This window comes from Maribacter sp. Asnod1-A12 (assembly GCF_045063735.1).
GTDB lineage: Bacteria > Bacteroidota > Bacteroidia > Flavobacteriales > Flavobacteriaceae > Maribacter.
Genome location: NZ_JBEFNZ010000006.1, coordinates 3344389 through 3362028, shown reverse-complemented (window position 1 = coordinate 3362028; position 17640 = coordinate 3344389). Strand labels below are relative to the sequence as shown.

The 17640-nt window shown below is 33.0% G+C and carries 13 protein-coding genes and 1 riboswitch; of the genes, 1 reads left to right on the top strand and 12 read right to left on the bottom strand.

The window, feature by feature from the left end:
- Positions 1–41: 41 nt before the first annotated feature.
- From ACJJVP_RS14485 to ACJJVP_RS14455, 7 genes are all read right to left on the bottom strand, one after another.
- On the bottom strand, positions 42–1247 hold the full coding sequence (locus ACJJVP_RS14485; RefSeq protein WP_405414600.1) for a cytochrome-c peroxidase: 1206 nt from the start codon (positions 1245–1247) through the stop codon (positions 42–44).
- 137 nt (positions 1248–1384) lie between these two features.
- A complete protein-coding gene (locus tag ACJJVP_RS14480) occupies positions 1385–2839 on the bottom strand; it encodes a vanadium-dependent haloperoxidase (RefSeq protein WP_405414599.1) in 1455 nt (484 codons plus the stop codon).
- A 171-nt stretch (positions 2840–3010) separates the two neighbouring features.
- Positions 3011–5503: a TonB-dependent receptor plug domain-containing protein gene (locus tag ACJJVP_RS14475; RefSeq protein ID WP_405414598.1), complete on the bottom strand. Its 2493-nt coding sequence runs from the start codon at positions 5501–5503 to the stop codon at positions 3011–3013.
- A 23-nt stretch (positions 5504–5526) separates the two neighbouring features.
- Positions 5527–6438 (bottom strand): FecR family protein, encoded by a 912-nt coding sequence (locus ACJJVP_RS14470; protein ID WP_405414597.1) that lies wholly within the window; start codon positions 6436–6438, stop codon positions 5527–5529.
- A gap of 37 nt (positions 6439–6475) precedes the next feature.
- Positions 6476–6997 (bottom strand): RNA polymerase sigma factor, encoded by a 522-nt coding sequence (locus tag ACJJVP_RS14465; protein WP_405414595.1) that lies wholly within the window; start codon positions 6995–6997, stop codon positions 6476–6478.
- Positions 6998–7138: 141 nt separating this feature from the next.
- Positions 7139–7801, bottom strand: coding sequence for a hypothetical protein (locus ACJJVP_RS14460; RefSeq protein ID WP_405414594.1), 663 nt, complete (start codon positions 7799–7801; stop codon positions 7139–7141).
- A gap of 87 nt (positions 7802–7888) precedes the next feature.
- On the bottom strand, positions 7889–9190 hold the full coding sequence (locus tag ACJJVP_RS14455) for a Na+/H+ antiporter NhaC family protein (protein ID WP_405414593.1): 1302 nt from the start codon (positions 9188–9190) through the stop codon (positions 7889–7891).
- A 51-nt stretch (positions 9191–9241) separates the two neighbouring features.
- Positions 9242–9339: riboswitch (SAM-I-IV-variant riboswitch) on the bottom strand.
- A 196-nt stretch (positions 9340–9535) separates the two neighbouring features.
- Between ACJJVP_RS14455 and ACJJVP_RS14450 the strand changes: the two genes are divergently transcribed.
- Positions 9536–9730, top strand: a complete 195-nt coding sequence (locus ACJJVP_RS14450; protein ID WP_405414591.1) for a hypothetical protein — start codon at positions 9536–9538, stop codon at positions 9728–9730.
- A gap of 99 nt (positions 9731–9829) precedes the next feature.
- Here the strand turns inward: ACJJVP_RS14450 and ACJJVP_RS14445 are convergent, their stop codons facing one another.
- The 5 genes from ACJJVP_RS14445 to ACJJVP_RS14425 all read right to left on the bottom strand — a co-directional run bounded on the left by ACJJVP_RS14445 (position 9830) and on the right by ACJJVP_RS14425 (position 17620).
- Complete coding sequence (locus tag ACJJVP_RS14445; protein WP_405414590.1) at positions 9830–11866, bottom strand: tetratricopeptide repeat protein; 2037 nt, start codon at positions 11864–11866, stop codon at positions 9830–9832.
- Between the two features lie 710 nt (positions 11867–12576).
- Entirely contained in the window at positions 12577–14322 is a 1746-nt protein-coding gene (locus ACJJVP_RS14440) for a thiamine pyrophosphate-dependent enzyme (RefSeq protein ID WP_405414589.1), read from the bottom strand.
- Positions 14323–14369: 47 nt separating this feature from the next.
- Positions 14370–15095, bottom strand: coding sequence for a flavodoxin family protein (locus ACJJVP_RS14435; RefSeq protein ID WP_405414588.1), 726 nt, complete (start codon positions 15093–15095; stop codon positions 14370–14372).
- A gap of 606 nt (positions 15096–15701) precedes the next feature.
- Complete coding sequence (locus ACJJVP_RS14430; RefSeq protein WP_405414586.1) at positions 15702–16673, bottom strand: phosphotransferase; 972 nt, start codon at positions 16671–16673, stop codon at positions 15702–15704.
- Positions 16674–16678: 5 nt separating this feature from the next.
- Positions 16679–17620 carry a nucleoside hydrolase gene (locus ACJJVP_RS14425; RefSeq protein ID WP_405414585.1) on the bottom strand — a complete coding sequence of 314 codons (942 nt, stop codon included), beginning with the start codon at positions 17618–17620 and terminating at the stop codon, positions 16679–16681.
- Positions 17621–17640 lie beyond the last annotated feature (20 nt).

Below are 17640 nucleotides of genomic sequence, written 5' to 3'. Positions count from 1 at the left end.
CACTATCAAATACTGACAATTGTTAATGTGTGATTGATAAGCTATTCTAAAAACGGATCAGCATATTTTTCGTCGGTAATGAAATCATCATCGGTCAAAGTATTTAAAAAGTCAACCAATGCTTGTTTATCATTGTCCGATAAATTTAAACGACGAACATTATTACCTTGGGTAAGTCTGTTATCTAAATTGGGGTTATTCTGTACACCGCTATTATAATGTTCAATTACTTCTTCTAATGTTTCAAACCTACCATCGTGCATATAAGGACCAGTTAATGCGATGTTTCTCAATGAGGGTACTTTAAATTCTCCCAACTCATTATTGTTACCCGTTATACCACCAACGCCTAAATCTGTAAAAGTGGCGTCCAAACCATTATTTCTGGCATCATCACCCACAAATACATTGGTTGCATGACAGTCGAAACACCTGGTCTGATTACTGATAAACAATTGCTTTCCTCTGTTTTCAGAGTTTGTAAAATTGGGGAAATTATCATCTATATCATTTACTTGAGCCAAACCTTCATCAAATTTAGACTCGTATGAAACCATTGATCTAATGAATTGCGACAATGCTAGCGCTACACGTTCACTAGAAACGGTTTCATCTCCAAAAGCATTTGTAAACAAGATGCTGTAATAGTCTAATTCTGTTAACTTGGCTTCTAATTCTGGCAATGTCATGCCCATTTCCACAAGATCTTGAATAGGAATCAATGTTTGTTCTTCAAGACTTGCAGCTCTTTCATCCCAAAAGAATCTTCCATTTTCGTAAAATCTCGCATTTGCAAGTCCCATAGAGTTTCGTGAGGTTAAATCGCCATCAAAACCTGTACTTAAAGCAGATGGATCGGCAAAGCCATGTTCTTGTATATGGCAAGAGGCACAAGAAATAGTATTGTTTATAGAAAGATTATTATCATAAAACAATACCCTACCTAATGTAGCGCCATTATCCGTAATCTGATTATTGGCCGGAGTGTTATCCTCATTTCTTACTTCGTTATCAAAAAAGAAATTGGGCAACAGAATATTGGCATAATTAAAAGGGGAGTCGGGTAAGATTAAAATAGATGAATCAACAGCACTATCATCGTTGGTAACCGTATCAGCATCTGTCTCATTTGTTTCATCATTTATAAACGATTGTTCTTCGCCTTCGGAAATGTCTATATATTCATCTTTACTACATGAGCTTAAAATAATTACCATAAGGCAAATAGGTACAAAATACTTTTTCATATTACATGTTTTTAAAAAGGATTGATAAAAATTAAAAAGTAGTTTTTTGCCATATAGATGTGAAGTGGGGTCAGGAATATTAGAATTGCGAAAGCTTCGCCATTACAGGCGAAACTTCTACAATAAATAGTTAAGTGTTAAAAATTAGGGGAAAGACTAAAGTTGTTAATAGCTGTAGAAATCTCATAGCCCAAACGCGCTCCTTCATCACTATCCGCTTGAATATGCACACCTAAGGGTATTCTGGAGTATCCGTTTTCCGCAGCCATTTCTGTGAAGGAGTTAAAATTTCTTGAGTCGCTTCTAAATTCAGACCTTCCAGCATGTGTTCTATCCGTAAAATTAATAGCATCACCACCGAATATATCCATAAACACACCCGATGCAACTGCAGCAAATGTCGCATGACCTGAAGGATACGCAGGAAAAGCAGGATTAGGACTAGATATAAATCGTGCTAAATTAGTTTGAAAATCATCGTTTATATATTCTAAAATATACCTACTTGGTCTTTCTGTATTATAGGTGTATTTGTCGTCCCAAGCAGAAACTGCTGCATCGTTCAAAGCAAAACCTAAGCGTAACATTAACTCTAAGGTTTGTTCATAGTCTAAATCTTCTTGTACTATAAGCTGATTGGCTATTGAAAACTGTCGCCCAGGGGGGCTCATCATTAAACCTTCTACATCATCTGACCAAAATTCTGAAATCCACAGGTCTTCATTATCTTCGAGTCTAGCAGTCGTGGCAGAAATTTCCACATCATCCATTTGACCGTAATAGCCACTATTTCTGTTACCATTATGAGAAAAGGGTGGGGGCGTGCTAGATGTCTCTTCGGGGGTAATTACAAAAGTTCTAACTCTATTCCAATAAGGAAACCAGGCACTTTCCCCTTCTGATGCCGCCCATAAACCTTGCCCTACAGGAGCTACATATGATGCAGGATTGGGATCAATTTGTTGAGATTCGGCTTCGGTATCTGTCTGGCTGTAAGCGATGACGCTTTCTGCTACCAATGCACCCCATTCCAAAGAATTTTCTATTGCTTCTGGTGATAAATTTTCGCTTAATTCTTCTTCGAATTCTTCTTCGAGAATTTCTATACCTGCTTTAGCATTGTTAGACACACTGAACATAAAATGGTCAAATACCAAGGCGTAACACGTATTTAAAGCTAAAGCCCTGTCTACATTTTCTGCTCTTTCATCTTGGTCTAGGTTAAAACCTTGCAATCGGTTTTGAATAGAACCATATCCATCCATATCCGCCACTGCGGTTTCATAACCTGCCAAATGAATATAGCCCAAAGCCCTTGCTGTTGTATTGGGTCTTAATCCATCCGTATAACGATCTAATACTAACCATAGATTATTCCAATCCACTATTAGTTGAACAGTTTCTTCTGAGGGGCTTAAGTTATTATTACGATTGTTCTGCCTTCTAGCGGTTAATGAGTCTTGTGTTACCGTATTAAAATCATCTGTGTCAGTCTCACTAATTTCAAGAACATCTAATTCATCTTTTGCACAGGCATGTACCAAGAGTACGGATAGGATTATCAATACCCATCTCATATTATAATCTTTCATAATTCTTTGTATTAAGGTTAATGTTTATCTGAAGGCATTTTTTAGCGCCTTTTCCTTAATACGTTTTAGAGATACTTATACCCAACCCCTAAATTGAAAAAAAATAATAAAATGATTTACATAAATAATAATGCATTAGAAGAAATGCACTACTTACTAATATATATTTAATTAAAATTGAAAACTTAGCTGCAGGTTAGGAGCAAAGTCTATACCCTTTCTATACGGGTTAATAACGGAAGGTTCGTTTTGAAATAGATTTACAATATTGTCTTGATCATATAGGTTTACAAATGAAACTCCCACAATACCTTTCCAAGTTTTTCTCTTATTATTAAATGTGTAGGTGGTCGAGACATCTAATTGGTGTTGACCAGGAAAACGATCTTTATACGGAATTTCGAAATCTTCTTCCGTACCTTCTGCTATATCAAAGTCTGGTATTACTACAGGCATACCTGAAAGGTAACTCCATGTAACGGCAACTTCAAAAGCATTCAAATGCCATAAACCAGTGATATTCAATATATGTCGTTGGTCAAAAAAAACGGGGTTTGTATCATCAAACTTGGTATTCACTTTACTCAACGAATAGCCAATCATCGTTTCTAAATTGTTCCATCTTTTCTTAACAAAAAGGTCTGTACCTATACTTTTTAGTTTTCCTGTTTGAAGTGTTTCTGTATTTGTTTGCAGCGTTATGTTATTCGAATTTCTCAAATAAAATTCAAAATCTATCAACCAACCCGATTTGTTGTACAAAGCTCCTATCATACCCTGGTATCCATCAAGTACCGTAGTGGTTTCGTCAGGTAAATACCAAAATTGACTTTTGTTATTGAAATCATCAAAATCTTCACGTAATTTCTTTTGAATAAATTGATGAGAGCGCCCCATAGAAGTCTTAAAATATAAAGCCTCATTGGCTTGTAAGTTTAATGAAATTCGTGGGTCAGCATAAAAAACTCCGGTGGGTTCATAATAGTCGGTATGTAATCCGAATTCCGCGGTCAGCTTATCATTCCAATTTTTGTTGACATTCAAAAAAGCACTATGTGTAATGGCAGTTTGATCTCTTCTATTATTAATACTATTTTCTTCATTACGTTCATCGAAACTTAGTCCATAATCTGTTAACGTATAACCTGTTTCAATAATAGTGTTCGAGTTAAAATCATATTTAAATTCAGTTATGAAGCGAGTATCTTCTATTGTATTAGCATACTTTTCAAAACTAGACCGCTCAGAAGCCGTAAAACCTTCACTTATATTATCAATATATAATGTAGATCTACTAAATCTTGCTAGTGCTCTTAATTTATCAGATAATTTACCATCCCATTTAAGGGTTAACCCCCAATTATCAAGATTTAAATTCCTGAAATCTTTATTATCCTCATCACCTGCATCCTTCAAAGTAGCCGATAAATCATTCTGAATATTTATAAAGCTTAACGTTGCTTTATGATTCTCATTTATATCATAAATCAATTTAGAATTAATATCATAAAAACCTACCTTAAAATTTTCACTATTCACTTCTTCAGCCACGGTTTCTAATCGACTACCTTGAAAATTAAGAATTGAATATGCCTGCATTTTTGGTGAGTTAATTGTAGGGTAGTTTGACCTTGCCGCTAAATATAAGGCCAGTCTGTTTTTTACAATCGGTGCTTTTATAGTTGCCCCACCATAGACTGAATTGACCTGTACTTCATAAGTTGTTGAATCAGGTACTTTGCCGCCAGTTGTCATATCAATTAATCCACCAACACGACCTCCCCATTTTGCAGACAGTGTATTTCTTTGAATATCGATTTTATCAACCATAGAAGGATTGTATGGTGCAAGAACCCCATAGAAATGACCATTATGATATATAGGAATATCATCTATTTGAATAAGTGATTGATCAAAGGTACTTCCTCTAAAATTTAGACTTCCAGGTTTTCCGCTAGGTGTATGTACACCAGGTATATTTTTAATAACGTTATAGATGTCACCATCTGTATCACCAGCAAGTAATCCTAATGAATTCATGTCTATTTGAATCGTATTATTACTTATTTTGGCATTAATACCTTTAGTGAGATAATCGGTTATAAATACCTCATTTAAATGAATCATCGAATGCTCCATTTTTAATGAAGCATTCAAACTTTCTAAATCTTTTGCTTTAATACTTATGGTTTTATAAAATGCCGCACTAATAAAAATAGAGTCTAAAGGAAAAATATCATCTAAGGTAAATATTGATTGTTTTGCTATCAGTAAACGTTGTTCATCATTATTTACTTGCACTCTAATATCTGTAATGGGCTCAGTGGTCTCATTATCTGATATGGAAAAAGAAATATCAGTTCTAATGGGAACAATCATATAAGAGCTATCCGTATCTGCTAAAAATTCTATATGTGCCTCTTGTTGAATGATATTTAAACATTCTGTCAATTTTTCGCATGTAATAGCTGAAGAAAACGTTACCTGATCTAGTAGTGTATGGTTATAGATAAAATCTACACCGTAAGTATTTGTTAGATTTTTTAAAATATCAACCAATTTTACCTCTGGTTGATTTTGTGCGTAAGAATTAAAAAACAAGAAAATTCCAATAAGAGCAAGATAACTTGATAACGTTCTCTTTTTCTTGTAATTATTTTTCATTAATAATATTTAAGTATTCAACACTATTCAAAAATAACGGTATTATCATCTAGAATACTGTATTTAATTTCCATTGTCGTAAAAATGGTTTCTAAAGTCTGCTGTAGGTTTTTATGTTCTATTGTACCTGTAAACTGTAATGTTTCGTATTTTTCGGGAAGATTGATATCTACAATATAATATCGTTTTAAGTCTGCGATTACGTTTTTTAATGATGCCTTCTCATAAGTACTAAAACCTTTCATCCACTCAGGACTTTGAAAATTATGATCAGACTTTCGAAGTTTGCCATTCTGCAATAGTATACTTTGCCCTTTAGAAATAATTTCTGATGCACCATTGTACGATACATCTATTTTACCTTCGTAACAAAATACTATAAATTGGTCATTTTGGCTTCTGATATTGAACTCAGTTCCTAATACCGAAACTATCGCAGTATTTGTGCTCACCCTAAATGGTACACCGCTAGAAACATTAAAATAAGCCTGTCCAGAAAGGGTAACGAACCTGTTGTTTTTCCAATCATTTTTATCGTAGGTAATGCTTGATGCCGCATCTAATTTTACGAAAGAGCCTGTTGGTAAATCAATAGTTTTGTTTTCGGCAATTTTTGTAGTTATAGTAGTACTACCGGTCGATGACAAATACCAAACCAAGCCGCATGAAAGTAAAATTGCTACACTCGCTGCTATACGCACCCAACTACTATTTTTAGTTTTATTTATTGGTAAAATATATTCATTTTCTTTTTTCAATTTTGCCAGACCTCCCTCAGCATCAAAGGGCTTCATCTTCCAAGTATCAATATCTTCAATGACATTTTTAAGTGCATCTAATTCACCAGAATTCTTTAGCGCTTCTTTTTCTTCGTCACTCAAACTATCATCCATCCAACGGGCAATTAAATTGTTATGCTCCAAATGCTTGCTCATACTTGTATTACGTTTAAAAAACTATTTAACCAACCTGCTAAATAGAAAAATCTTTTATTTCTGTAATCGAATTCAATTTCAGCAATGCTTTAGAAATACGTTTTTCAATAGCTGTTTCACTAACCTCTAATCTTAGAGCTATTTCTTTATATGTAAGTTTGTCTATTCGATTCATTAAAAAAGCCTCTCGCTGCTTTTCTGGTAAATTAGAAATGACAGACTCAAGCTTTATTCGAAATTCTTTTGTTCTTAATTTAAAATAAGGGTCTTCATTATCTTGTTCCTTAACCAATCCTTTTTCAAATTTCAGAGACACTTTTTTAGTTCGCAATGTATCGATCATTAGGTTTCGAGATACACTATAAAGAAATCCGACTACTTTGTTATAAATGACCGTACTACATTTAGACCATAGTTTAACGAATGAATCATGTACAATATCTTCTGCCCGCTGCATATCACCAAACTTGTAGTAAAGGTAATTTCGCAAACCTTCTGCATGGGTTCGATAAATGTTATTATAAACGCTCTCTTCGCAAACCGATGGTTCTTGACCCATTCTTTAATATTAAATTCTAAAAGACCTATTGTAAAGTCATTATCCCAAAAGTAGCTATTACCCCTTTAACTGCAAGATACTCTAAAATAAAAAACCTATAGTTTCCTATAGGTTGTATGAGATTTAATATGCTAGACTAATTTATTTGCTACAGTTTTGATTGTAAAAAAGAACAATCGCAGCTAATTCTGCACCTTTACCATATTCATCATCCTTAAAGTCACTGCCGTTCATTTTTTGAATTAGTTCTTTGCAATCACCTAATTGCTTTTTTACTTTTTTCTTGTATCCTATCCAATCCACATCGCCAACAATTAATCGGTATACTTGTTCAATAGTTTTAGACCCTGGCTTTTTAATATAATACTTAATAATAGTACCTCTACTACTAGGTCCTCTAACAACTCTTCTTGAAACCTGCGAGCTTTGACTTGCTGTTAAATTGCCACTTTGAGCATATGAAATGTCATTTTCAACCTTCATACTACCGTAGTTGGTTTGAATATTACGTGCAACTAGCATTGTTTCGCCAGAAATAATCACCTGAAATTCTTCTAATTTCTTAGATTTTGGAGAGGTTCTAAAATATTCAATATCTCCAGTTTTAATATGTTCGATTTCATCATGTTCAATTTTATTAGGTTCTGCTCCTTCACTTTTATAAAAAAGAATTTTGCTTCCTTTATTTTCAATAATTCCTTCTTTAATATCTCCGTTTTTAAAAGTTACTACACCTTTGTTTTGAGCAAATACATTTGAAATAAAAAGAAACAATACGGCAAATGGTAACATCTTGAAATTCATAGGTAATGGTTTTAAAATTTATGAGATGCTAGAACGGACTTTTATCAGAAAAATTACTTTTTAAAAGTTGCTGCGTTATACTAAAAGTTACTTCACATGTTTTGGCTTTAGACCAATAAACAGTAAAGTATAGATAAGTAAAAGCAGTAAATACCAGGTATTACTTACTAAATCTAAATAATCGATTTTCCCTTTTGAGAAGCTTAAAATCATTAAAACCTGAGCGCCATAGGGTAGTAGTCCTTGAAATATACAAGCAAATATATCTAATATTGAAGCTGTCTTTTTATTATCTAAGTGGTACTCGTCATTTATCGTTTTAGCAATGGGACCGGCAATAATGATTGACACGGTATTATTTGCAATCGCCATATTAATGGTACTTACCAAAGTGGCAATACCAAACTGTGCAGACTTCTTATTTTTAATCAGTTTTTTAATATTGACCAATATGAATTCGATACCACCATTTCTCTCTACCAAAGCGGCTAAACCACCAGTCAATAATGACAATAGAAATATTTCGGTCATATTGGTAAATCCGTTATATGCGATTTTAGTTGATTCTATGAGGTTAAAGTCTCCATAAACAATTCCTAATGCACTTGCTGCAATTGTACCTAATAACAAGGTTACAAATACATTGACTCCCACAATCGAAAGAATAATCACCAATACATATGGCATTATTTTAATAATAGAATAATTGTAAACTGTGCTTTCAGTTACGACGGACTCCAACCCGAATCCCTGAAATACTAAAATAACAATGGTGAATAATGCTGCAGGTACCGCTATTTTGATGTTCTGTTTAAATTTGTCGCTCATTTTACAACCCAAAGATTGGGTTGCCGCAATAGTCGTATCTGAAATTACAGATAAATTATCGCCGAACATACTGCCGCCTAATAGCGCACCACATAGTATTGCTAAATCTGCGTTGCTTTCATTAGAAAAACCCACTACAATGGGTGCCAATGCTACAATAGCACCAACCGACGTTCCTGTAGACACTGATAAAAAACCCGCAATAACAAAGATACCAACGTAAATATATTGAATGGCTATAACATCTAAACCAAGGTTTACAATAGCATTTACACTACCTGTTTCGTTTGTAATTGCGGCAAAAGCACCTGCTAACAAATAAATGAGGCACATGGTCAATATTTTATCATCGCCGCAACCTTTTAATAAGGTGCTTATTTTTGTTGTTATTGTTTGTCTAAACAGTAAAAATGCAACAATAATTCCCCCTATTACAGCAATAGGAGCTGGTAAAGCATAGAAATCATTTTGATAAATACCGACTCCTAAAAACGTAAATACAAATACGAACAAGGGTATTAAAGCTGAAAATTTTGGGATATTCTTTTTAGTACTTTCCATTTCTCTTTCTTCATAATCAAAAAAGGAAATAGCTATAAATTAGAAGAATCATGAGTTAACATTTGTTCCAATTGATTGGCTTATCTATTTAGCACCTTGCTTGTTATTGCAGGTTGCTATCTCCTTGTTTGAGATTCTTGATAATTATTTAAGGCGGCAAATGTAGTGTATTACTAATATTACCAAATCTTAAAAAAAGGTTAAATTATTTAAATAGAATTCCTACACATTTACTTGTGCATAATTACCTTGAACTTGACTTCAATTATTATTTCATTAACAACCTTGCGTATTTAAATGGTCGAAGTTCGGCATCATAATACTAACTAATTCAATTATTTACGCATGAAGAATCATTACTTAAAAGCTATTGCTGTAACATTTTTATTATTGACAGCCTTTTCTTGTACACCAGAAGTTGACAAATTTGGCGAAGATTTTGACCGAGACAATATGGACTTGTTCTTTTCTAGAATTGAAGATAAAAATTTAGGTATGAGCAGTATTTCTATTTTCAAAAATGGTAAAGAAGACGATTAAATCTCTTTTGCTATTATTGATGTCGAAAATTCGATTTTAACAGTTTCGACTTCTAAATATAGAGTTGGCTTCAGTATTCAAATACCCTGATAAGACATGTTATTTAGACAACGGCACTGTAAAAAATACGGTAGTACCAACATTTACTTCGCTGTTGACCCATAACTCACCACCGTTTCCTTCTGCCATTTCTTTACATAAAAAAAGACCAAGACCCGTTCCTTTTTCATTATCCGTACCAAAGGTAGAATCCATATGGGCATTTTTAAAAAGTAATTCTACCGTTTCTGCAGCCATACCGATTCCATTATCGGCAACTGCAATTTCTAAGAAATTATTTTTTTCATTAGCACTAATAGTTATAACTCCTTTAGTATTAGTAAACTTAATAGCATTACTTATTAAATTTCTTAGAATAATTATCAAATGATCTTTATCACTGAAGCAATTGGTATTCATAACATTATTAACAATAGTTATCTCCTTTTTTAGGGCTAGGGGCGTTAATACTTTTATCGTATTTTCCAGAACACTATTAATTTCTAAATCACGCTGTTCAACAATAATACCTTTCATTTGCGCTTTTGCCCATTCTAAAAGATTATTCAACATTACCGAAATACCTTGTATATTATTTAAAGCTTTGGGGATTAACCTGTTATAATCTTCTTTTGACATATCACCTGTCAAGGATAGCTCTAACAGTCCGTAAAAAGAATTTATAGGACCTTTAAGATCATGTGCTATTATAGAAAATAGTTTGTCTTTAGTTTTATTTGCCTCACTAAGTTCTGCTTCATGCTGCAATAATTGACTCTGCTTTTTTTGTAAGTCTTGAGTGTATTTTTGCTGTAATTTATTGTTTCTATATATTAACACAAAAAATATTAAAAGTAAGAGCAGAGCACCAATAGCAAAATAAACGTACTTCTTTTGCTTGGCTATTTCCTTATTCTGATCTTCAATCAATTGTTGTTTCTGGTTCTCAAATTCAATTTTACTTCTTAGAATTCCAAGTCCCTTTTTGAACTTTTCATCTGCACCTAATTTATAAAGTTCTAAATATGCCGTTTGATAAGTGTATGCCTGGGTATCGTCACCTTTTCTATGATATACTTGAGATAATAGGTCATTTGACTCTTTTATAACGGTTTCTACATTAAGGTTATGACCATATTCCAAAGATTTTTTACCGTATTGTTCTGCCTTTTCTAAATCATTCAATCCTAAATAACATTCTGACAAGGCTGAATAAACTAAAGCATAGCCATAGGCGAAGTTTAATTCATCACACAACTTTTCTGCTTTAATTAAATAATTTAAGGCTTCATCATACTTTTTCTGTTTTAAAGCAATACTACCTTTTTGTTCATAAGAATGTGATAACCAATCTTTAATATTACTTTTCTCGAAGAAGACAATACTTTTGTCTATAAATTCATTCGCACGATCAAAACTACCCATGGTTGAATACTGTGAAGCCATATTAATGAATGTATAAGGTATAATTTCATCATCCATCAATTTCAGGCTTAGATTACGTGCAATCTCTAGAAAGGTTATTGCTGTTTGGTAATCACCATTTTTACTGTAAAGTGCAGCTATACTAACGTTTAAATCAATCCTTTTTCCGTTTTCGTTAATAGTATTCGCTACATCTAAAGCTTCTAGAAACCGGGTTAGTGCAAGTGCATCTTTACCTTGTAGCGAATAATCTAGAGCCATATTATTTAGGGCTTTTAATTTCTCTGAACCTAAATTATATTCATTGGCAATTTTTAAGGCATCTAAATTGAATTCTAAGGCTTTTTCTGGCTCACCTTTTTCAAAATAAAAATAACCGTAGGTAGATAATGCCTTGCTTTCACCTGCTTTATAATTAGTTGTTAGACTTAAATCCAGTCCTTCTTTTAATAAAATTGCAGTAGTGTCTGGATTTTCACGAATTTGATCTTTTGCTAAATCAAGTATTAAATCAATGTATTTTGGATTTTTCGCACTAAAGTTTGAAGCTGAACGTAATTCTTTTATTTGAGTGCGTGTATTTTTTTCTGTTTGCCCCAAAAGATTCATGGAGCAAATAAGCATTAATGCTACAAAGTAGAAATCTCTCTTCGATAATAAGGTTCGTGGCATTTTTATTTTTATTTCTGAAAAAGTACAACCAGAAATTTACAATTCAGCTTTTTTGTTGTGAAACAATAAATTTTGTAGGTTATTTCGTACATTTTTGATTTATATAATTAAATTTTCATGATTATCGTTCAATTAATCGGTTTCAATATTAATAACTATTTGATCTAAGAAGCAAAATTATTTTTTCAACAGAAAGTTTCACAAACGTAATAAAATCGACAATTACGATATCATTACCAATTTATAAAACTAACATATACAATAATAATCTTAGTCAAATTTCTTATTTAGAAAGCTCCTTTTCTAGAATTCTATATTAATGTAGCAGAATTTCATATTGCTGTTAAATGTATCGATTAATCAAACCCTAAAAGTTTGCATATTCCTTGCGAAGCATAATTAATTATGTTTAAGAAGTCGTTAGGTAATAGAAAAAAACCAAATCGTTACATATTTCACTGAAGTGGTTCTCAATATAGGTAAATAACATGTTATAATTGTAGTAGCTTTTCGAGAAGTATTTGCATAAATTATATTCATTAATATTGTAATGTATGCAAGAACAGCCGCAGTACATAAAGCTCATTTAATTAGCACATAATATTTTATTCCTTAAATAATAAACGGTGATAGGTATATTTATATACCTATCACCGTTTATTTGAATTTCCTGAGAAACCTAAATTTTGCACTAGATTTTAAACTTATTCTCAATCAAAATAAGATTGCAATTCTTTCTTTAAATTTTTCCATTGGCTTTCATCACCACTTATTATTTGACCTACTTCTTTTATTTTAGAGGTTCCAAAACCTATAGCTTCTTTAATTCCAATATGTGGAGGTAAAGAGAGTGCTCCACTGCTTACTACTGCATCTATTATAAAAGGTTTCTTACTGTTCTTGGCTTTCACGATAGCAGTATCTATATCATTTGTTTTTTCTATTCTAACACCATCGCCTCCACATAATTTCGCATACTCTGCAAAATTAACATTGGTTTCGTGTAATGCGTCTAGACTAGGTGCGAGCCCGACTTGTTCCATTTCCAATTTAACAAAACTAAGCTCAGAGTTATTAAATATTAAAATCTTAATTGGCAACTCATACCTAACAGCTGTAATAAAATCTTGCATTGCCATATTAAATGCACCGTCACCACTTAAACACCAAATCTCTTTCTTAGGATTTGCAAATTGTGCACCAATGGCAGAAGGTAAACCTACAGCCATAGAACCATGATTGAACGAACCTATTAAACGTCTTTGACTATGAAAAGAAATATGGTGTGCTGCCCAAATAGCCGAGGTTCCAGTTTCTACAGTAAAAATTGCATCATTAGAGGCATGTTGATCGACCAGGTCTGCAAATATCTGTGGATTTAAGGGTTCATTATCTCGACTAGGTGAAGCTTCTTTTTTCATATTTTTTCTCCAACCTTTGAAATTTTCCCTTAATTTATCAAGAAACTTAGAATCGTCTTTCTGTTCTATTTTTGGATTTAACATCTCCAAGAAAGAAGAAATATCACTCCAAATGCCAAGAGAAACAGCTGTTCTATTTCCAATATTTTCTTGCCTTATATCTACCTGTATCGTTTGTGTATCATGAGGTAAAAAATCAATATATGGAAAATCGGTTCCTAACATTAACAATAAATCACACTTCATTACCGCATTATAGCCAGACGGATTACCAATCAACCCCGTTAAACCAACTACATTTTCAGCGTCATGGTCAAAAATATCACTAGCTCGTAAACTATGTGTTATGGGAGCATTCAATTTTTTTGATAAATCGATTACATACGAGCGACACTCTCTACAGCCATCACCAGCCAAAATACCGACATTTTTTGCTTTATTCAATAAATTAGCAGCCTGTATTACAACTGCCTCATCAGGTACTAAAGAAGAAAAATATTTTTTAATTGGATGTATAAATTGCTGGTTTTCTGCATCCATCTCCGCCACATTTGCCGGCAGTTCAATTCTACATACAGAATTATTTGCTATTGCAATTTTTATAGCTCTTTGAATTACCATAGGCGCTTGTTCTGGAGTTTCTATAATTGCCTGATAATCACATACGTCATCGTATACTTTTTTCAGATCTACTTCTTGAAAATAGCTTGTGCCTTGTTGTTTTTGGTTTATTTGACCCGTTATTGCAATAACCGGAGTACGAGCTTTTTTAGCGTTATACAAACCATTGATTAAATGAAGAGCTCCAGGTCCAACTGTACCTGCACAAACCGCTAAATTTTGCGTGGTCTGGCTATGACCAAATGCCGCAAAAGAAGCATTGCCTTCATGTTTCATACCTATCCAACTTACATCTTCTCGTTCTTCAATTGCTTTTACAAAAAAGTTTAACGCATCGCCGGTAACTCCATAAACTTTTTGTACGCCAACGTTAACAAGAATATCTAATAACTGCTCTGATACATTTTTGCTCATAATAATTCTATTTATTTTACTTAATAATACTAAGACGACTTCTTCCTCTATCTATATTCAGGGTTCTCAAAATTCCATCTGGTTCCATCATCCCAGTCTTTTCTAGAATTTCCATAAGAAGGGTAACCATTATTAGCTTTTAACATTTTCGCTAAATGCATTAAATTATATGACATAAAAGTGGTATTTCGATTTGTAAATTCAGAGTCATATCCCACTGGTGGATCCATAGACTCTCCATTCCACTCTTTATCTCCATAACTTGGACCCGGACCAACTTTACCGATCCAACCGGCATCAGCTTGTGGCGGAATACTGTATCCTAAATGTTGTAAAGCATAAAGAATACCCATAGAACAATGTTTTACACCGTCTTCATTTCCTGTTATAATACATCCACCGGCTTTACCATAGTATATATATTGCCCCTTATCATTTTGTAGACCACTCATAGCATATAAGCGTTCGATAAGTTTTGTCGCTACAGAAGAACGTTCTCCCAACCAAATCGGTGTTCCGATAACTAGAATATCAGCTTCAATTATTTTCTTATAAATACTCGGCCAGTCATCTTTTTCATAACCTTCTTTGGTCATATCTGGTTGTACGCCCACAGGAATGTCGAAATCCGTGAAACGTAATACCTCTACATCTACACCCTCAGATTTCATAATATTAATTGACAAATCCATCAAATTGCGAGTATGACTTTTTGATGGTGATTTTTTTAGGGTACAGTTAATAAAAACTGCCTTTAAATTCTTGAAGTCCATTTTATAAATTTCTAAATATTTGTATTGTATTTATCATCAATACATTTTCTTTAGAAAAAATAGAACATTATAACATCACGATTTAAACTGCTAAAAAACAATCATTTAAATAAGTTGCATTGTATTTTGTGTTTTAAAGAAAATGTATAGAATAATGAATAACTTAATTCTATATACGGCAAGCTATGTATAGTATTAGGTAACTATTGGTTTAATCTAGTTTATTATTGCCTTTATAAAAAAGGTTGAAGCTAAGGGAGATTAAAAAATGAAAAATATCAAATAGATTGAGATTCCATAACTTTACCAACACCGATAAAAATTGTTATCATATTTCAATTTGTGCTGAACAAAAAGTAATACAGAATTTAAAATGATTTAGACCCAGCTATTTCGACGTATTAGCTTCTTAACTTTTGACACGAGTGAAGTTACTGACCAAACGGCAAGGCCCATTAAAACACAATTATAGGAATAACGGACTTATTCATTTTTAGTATATGAAGTTTTTAAGATCACATAAATCAAAAATTAATTTCCTCATATTTTTTTTGTAATAATAAATATGACAAGTTTATATTAAAAAATTGAAGTTTGCCCATAAAATCAAGCATTTAGAACCCAAGATTTTGCTAAATGCAACAACTCTTTCTTTTCTTCTAATGTACGACTTAAAGGTATTTGGGCCAGCCCAATTAAACGTCTTATAACTTCAACACCTGCAAACTCTTGCATTAATTTTACATTTATTGGTGCAGTGTAACTTTCTACGATCTCTTCTAAAATTTTCGTGTTTCCGGTGGCCATAAAAAGATGTGCAGCCATTACACCGAGGTCAAACTCGGCTACTCCCAAAAAACTAAATTCAGGATCTAAAACAAATACTTGATCTTTTAACCCCATCCAACTACCCGGATAGTAATCACCATGCAGTAATACCCCGCCAGTAGACAAGTATAATTCGCCAAGAGCAGAAATTTTTTCTTTAAGTAAAATATCTTGTTTTAATGGAAGAGACAAAGCTTGTAAACCAACTTGTACTTGATCTAATGAAAAACCGTTTTCTTCTAAAAATGGTAGTACAAAAATGTGTTGATGATTTAATTTACGTAATTCTAGATTTTCGGGGTAAGCACTTGAAACAGCACTTTCATGAATTCCCATGGCTATAGTTGTCAATTGTTCTAAATGACTTTTTGAAATGTTCCTTTTTTCGTAAACAAAAGAAAAATCTTCACTTTCCCCTAAATCTTCTAGAAATAACAAATGATCCTTAGGAAGAAAACCAAGAACTTTCGGTAGGTGTTGGTCTATTGCCTTTTTTTCAATAGTCTCATAAAATTGATGCTCTACCGCTATACGATTTATAGGAGCAGGTATATCTTGATATTTTTGGACAAAAGGTCTAGACTGCTTTGCAATAAACGTTCGCATATTAGTACGTATACGTAATACTACATTCATGTTTCCTTCCCCTGGTTTTTCTGTTGCTTTTACTTTTTCTTCGGCGCTCAGAATACCTTCTTTTCTCAAAAAAGCGCTTAAAAGCTCAATATTAATATCGGTTGTTAATTGCATTATCGTTAATTAAGTAGTGTATTTACATGTTCCCAAAAGTCACTTTCCATTTGATTTACATCTATTTTCGTATAAATCTCAATATCTCTTTGTGTGTTTTCCTTCGGTGTCTTAAAAGTTTCTATTGTTGCCCATTCAGGGTGTATTAAGGCCTCTATGATAGCTACGTCCCACATCGTCCATTTTGTCTTTTCAATATCCTTTTGAGTCCACCATCTAATATAGGTTTCCCAACGGTCAACCAAATAATCGGGCATACCACCTTTTCCTTTTAAATTATTATCTACCCTATTTTTATAAAATATAAGGTGCTGACTTGTAGTTGCGGACATGACACGTACGTTAAGTTTAGGATAATTCATTAGTACATTAACCGCAATACTGTCATTTCTAGAATTAAATTCATTTTTATCATAACTATTAGCCTCTGGATCATGCCAAAATCCTAAATAATTTACCTGTATTTTAGGAACAATTGTGGAATCCAACAAAATAGCGGAAGCTACATTGGTGCAAGACCCTAAGATGACCAACTGTAATTTCTTTCCTTCTTTTAATTCATGGGCTTTCTTAATAATAAATTGTGCAGCATCAGAATCTTGAGGCACATCACTAGCAGTTAAAGCATCATTACTACCCACAGGTAAAGGAATATCTGTACGGTCTAATAGTTCAACCAACCGTTTATTAATTATTTGGCTTTCTACTACAGTACTGTCACTTGCATAAGGTGAGGTGTGAAACTGTGCAGACGTAATTGCCAATAAATCTAGTTTTGGCTCTCCTATAGCTCGAACAAGGGCAAAAAGATCGTCTACCTCATTTGCCGTATCTGCATCTATTATGATAGGTATTCTGTCAGTATTCTGACGCTCCTGACCTTTACATGCATTTATGGTTATAACCATCAGCAACATAAATAAAACGCAATTTTTAATTTTCAACATATACCTTCTGCTTTAAAATT

Bases quoted from the DNA above. Each gene is read 5' to 3' on its own strand.
- ACJJVP_RS14485 (WP_405414600.1), bottom strand. From the start codon at position 1,247: ATGAAAAAGTATTTTGTACCTATTTGCCTTATGGTAATTATTTTAAGC.
- ACJJVP_RS14480 (WP_405414599.1), bottom strand. From the start codon at position 2,839: ATGAAAGATTATAATATGAGATGGGTATTGATAATCCTATCCGTACTC.
- ACJJVP_RS14475 (WP_405414598.1), bottom strand. From the start codon at position 5,503: ATGAAAAATAATTACAAGAAAAAGAGAACGTTATCAAGTTATCTTGCT.
- ACJJVP_RS14470 (WP_405414597.1), bottom strand. From the start codon at position 6,438: ATGAGCAAGCATTTGGAGCATAACAATTTAATTGCCCGTTGGATGGAT.
- ACJJVP_RS14465 (WP_405414595.1), bottom strand. From the start codon at position 6,997: ATGGGTCAAGAACCATCGGTTTGCGAAGAGAGCGTTTATAATAACATT.
- ACJJVP_RS14460 (WP_405414594.1), bottom strand. From the start codon at position 7,801: ATGAATTTCAAGATGTTACCATTTGCCGTATTGTTTCTTTTTATTTCA.
- ACJJVP_RS14455 (WP_405414593.1), bottom strand. From the start codon at position 9,190: ATGGAAAGTACTAAAAAGAATATCCCAAAATTTTCAGCTTTAATACCC.
- ACJJVP_RS14450 (WP_405414591.1), top strand. From the start codon at position 9,536: ATGAAGAATCATTACTTAAAAGCTATTGCTGTAACATTTTTATTATTG.
- ACJJVP_RS14445 (WP_405414590.1), bottom strand. From the start codon at position 11,866: ATGCCACGAACCTTATTATCGAAGAGAGATTTCTACTTTGTAGCATTA.
- ACJJVP_RS14440 (WP_405414589.1), bottom strand. From the start codon at position 14,322: ATGAGCAAAAATGTATCAGAGCAGTTATTAGATATTCTTGTTAACGTT.
- ACJJVP_RS14435 (WP_405414588.1), bottom strand. From the start codon at position 15,095: ATGGACTTCAAGAATTTAAAGGCAGTTTTTATTAACTGTACCCTAAAA.
- ACJJVP_RS14430 (WP_405414586.1), bottom strand. From the start codon at position 16,673: ATGCAATTAACAACCGATATTAATATTGAGCTTTTAAGCGCTTTTTTG.
- ACJJVP_RS14425 (WP_405414585.1), bottom strand. From the start codon at position 17,620: ATGTTGAAAATTAAAAATTGCGTTTTATTTATGTTGCTGATGGTTATA.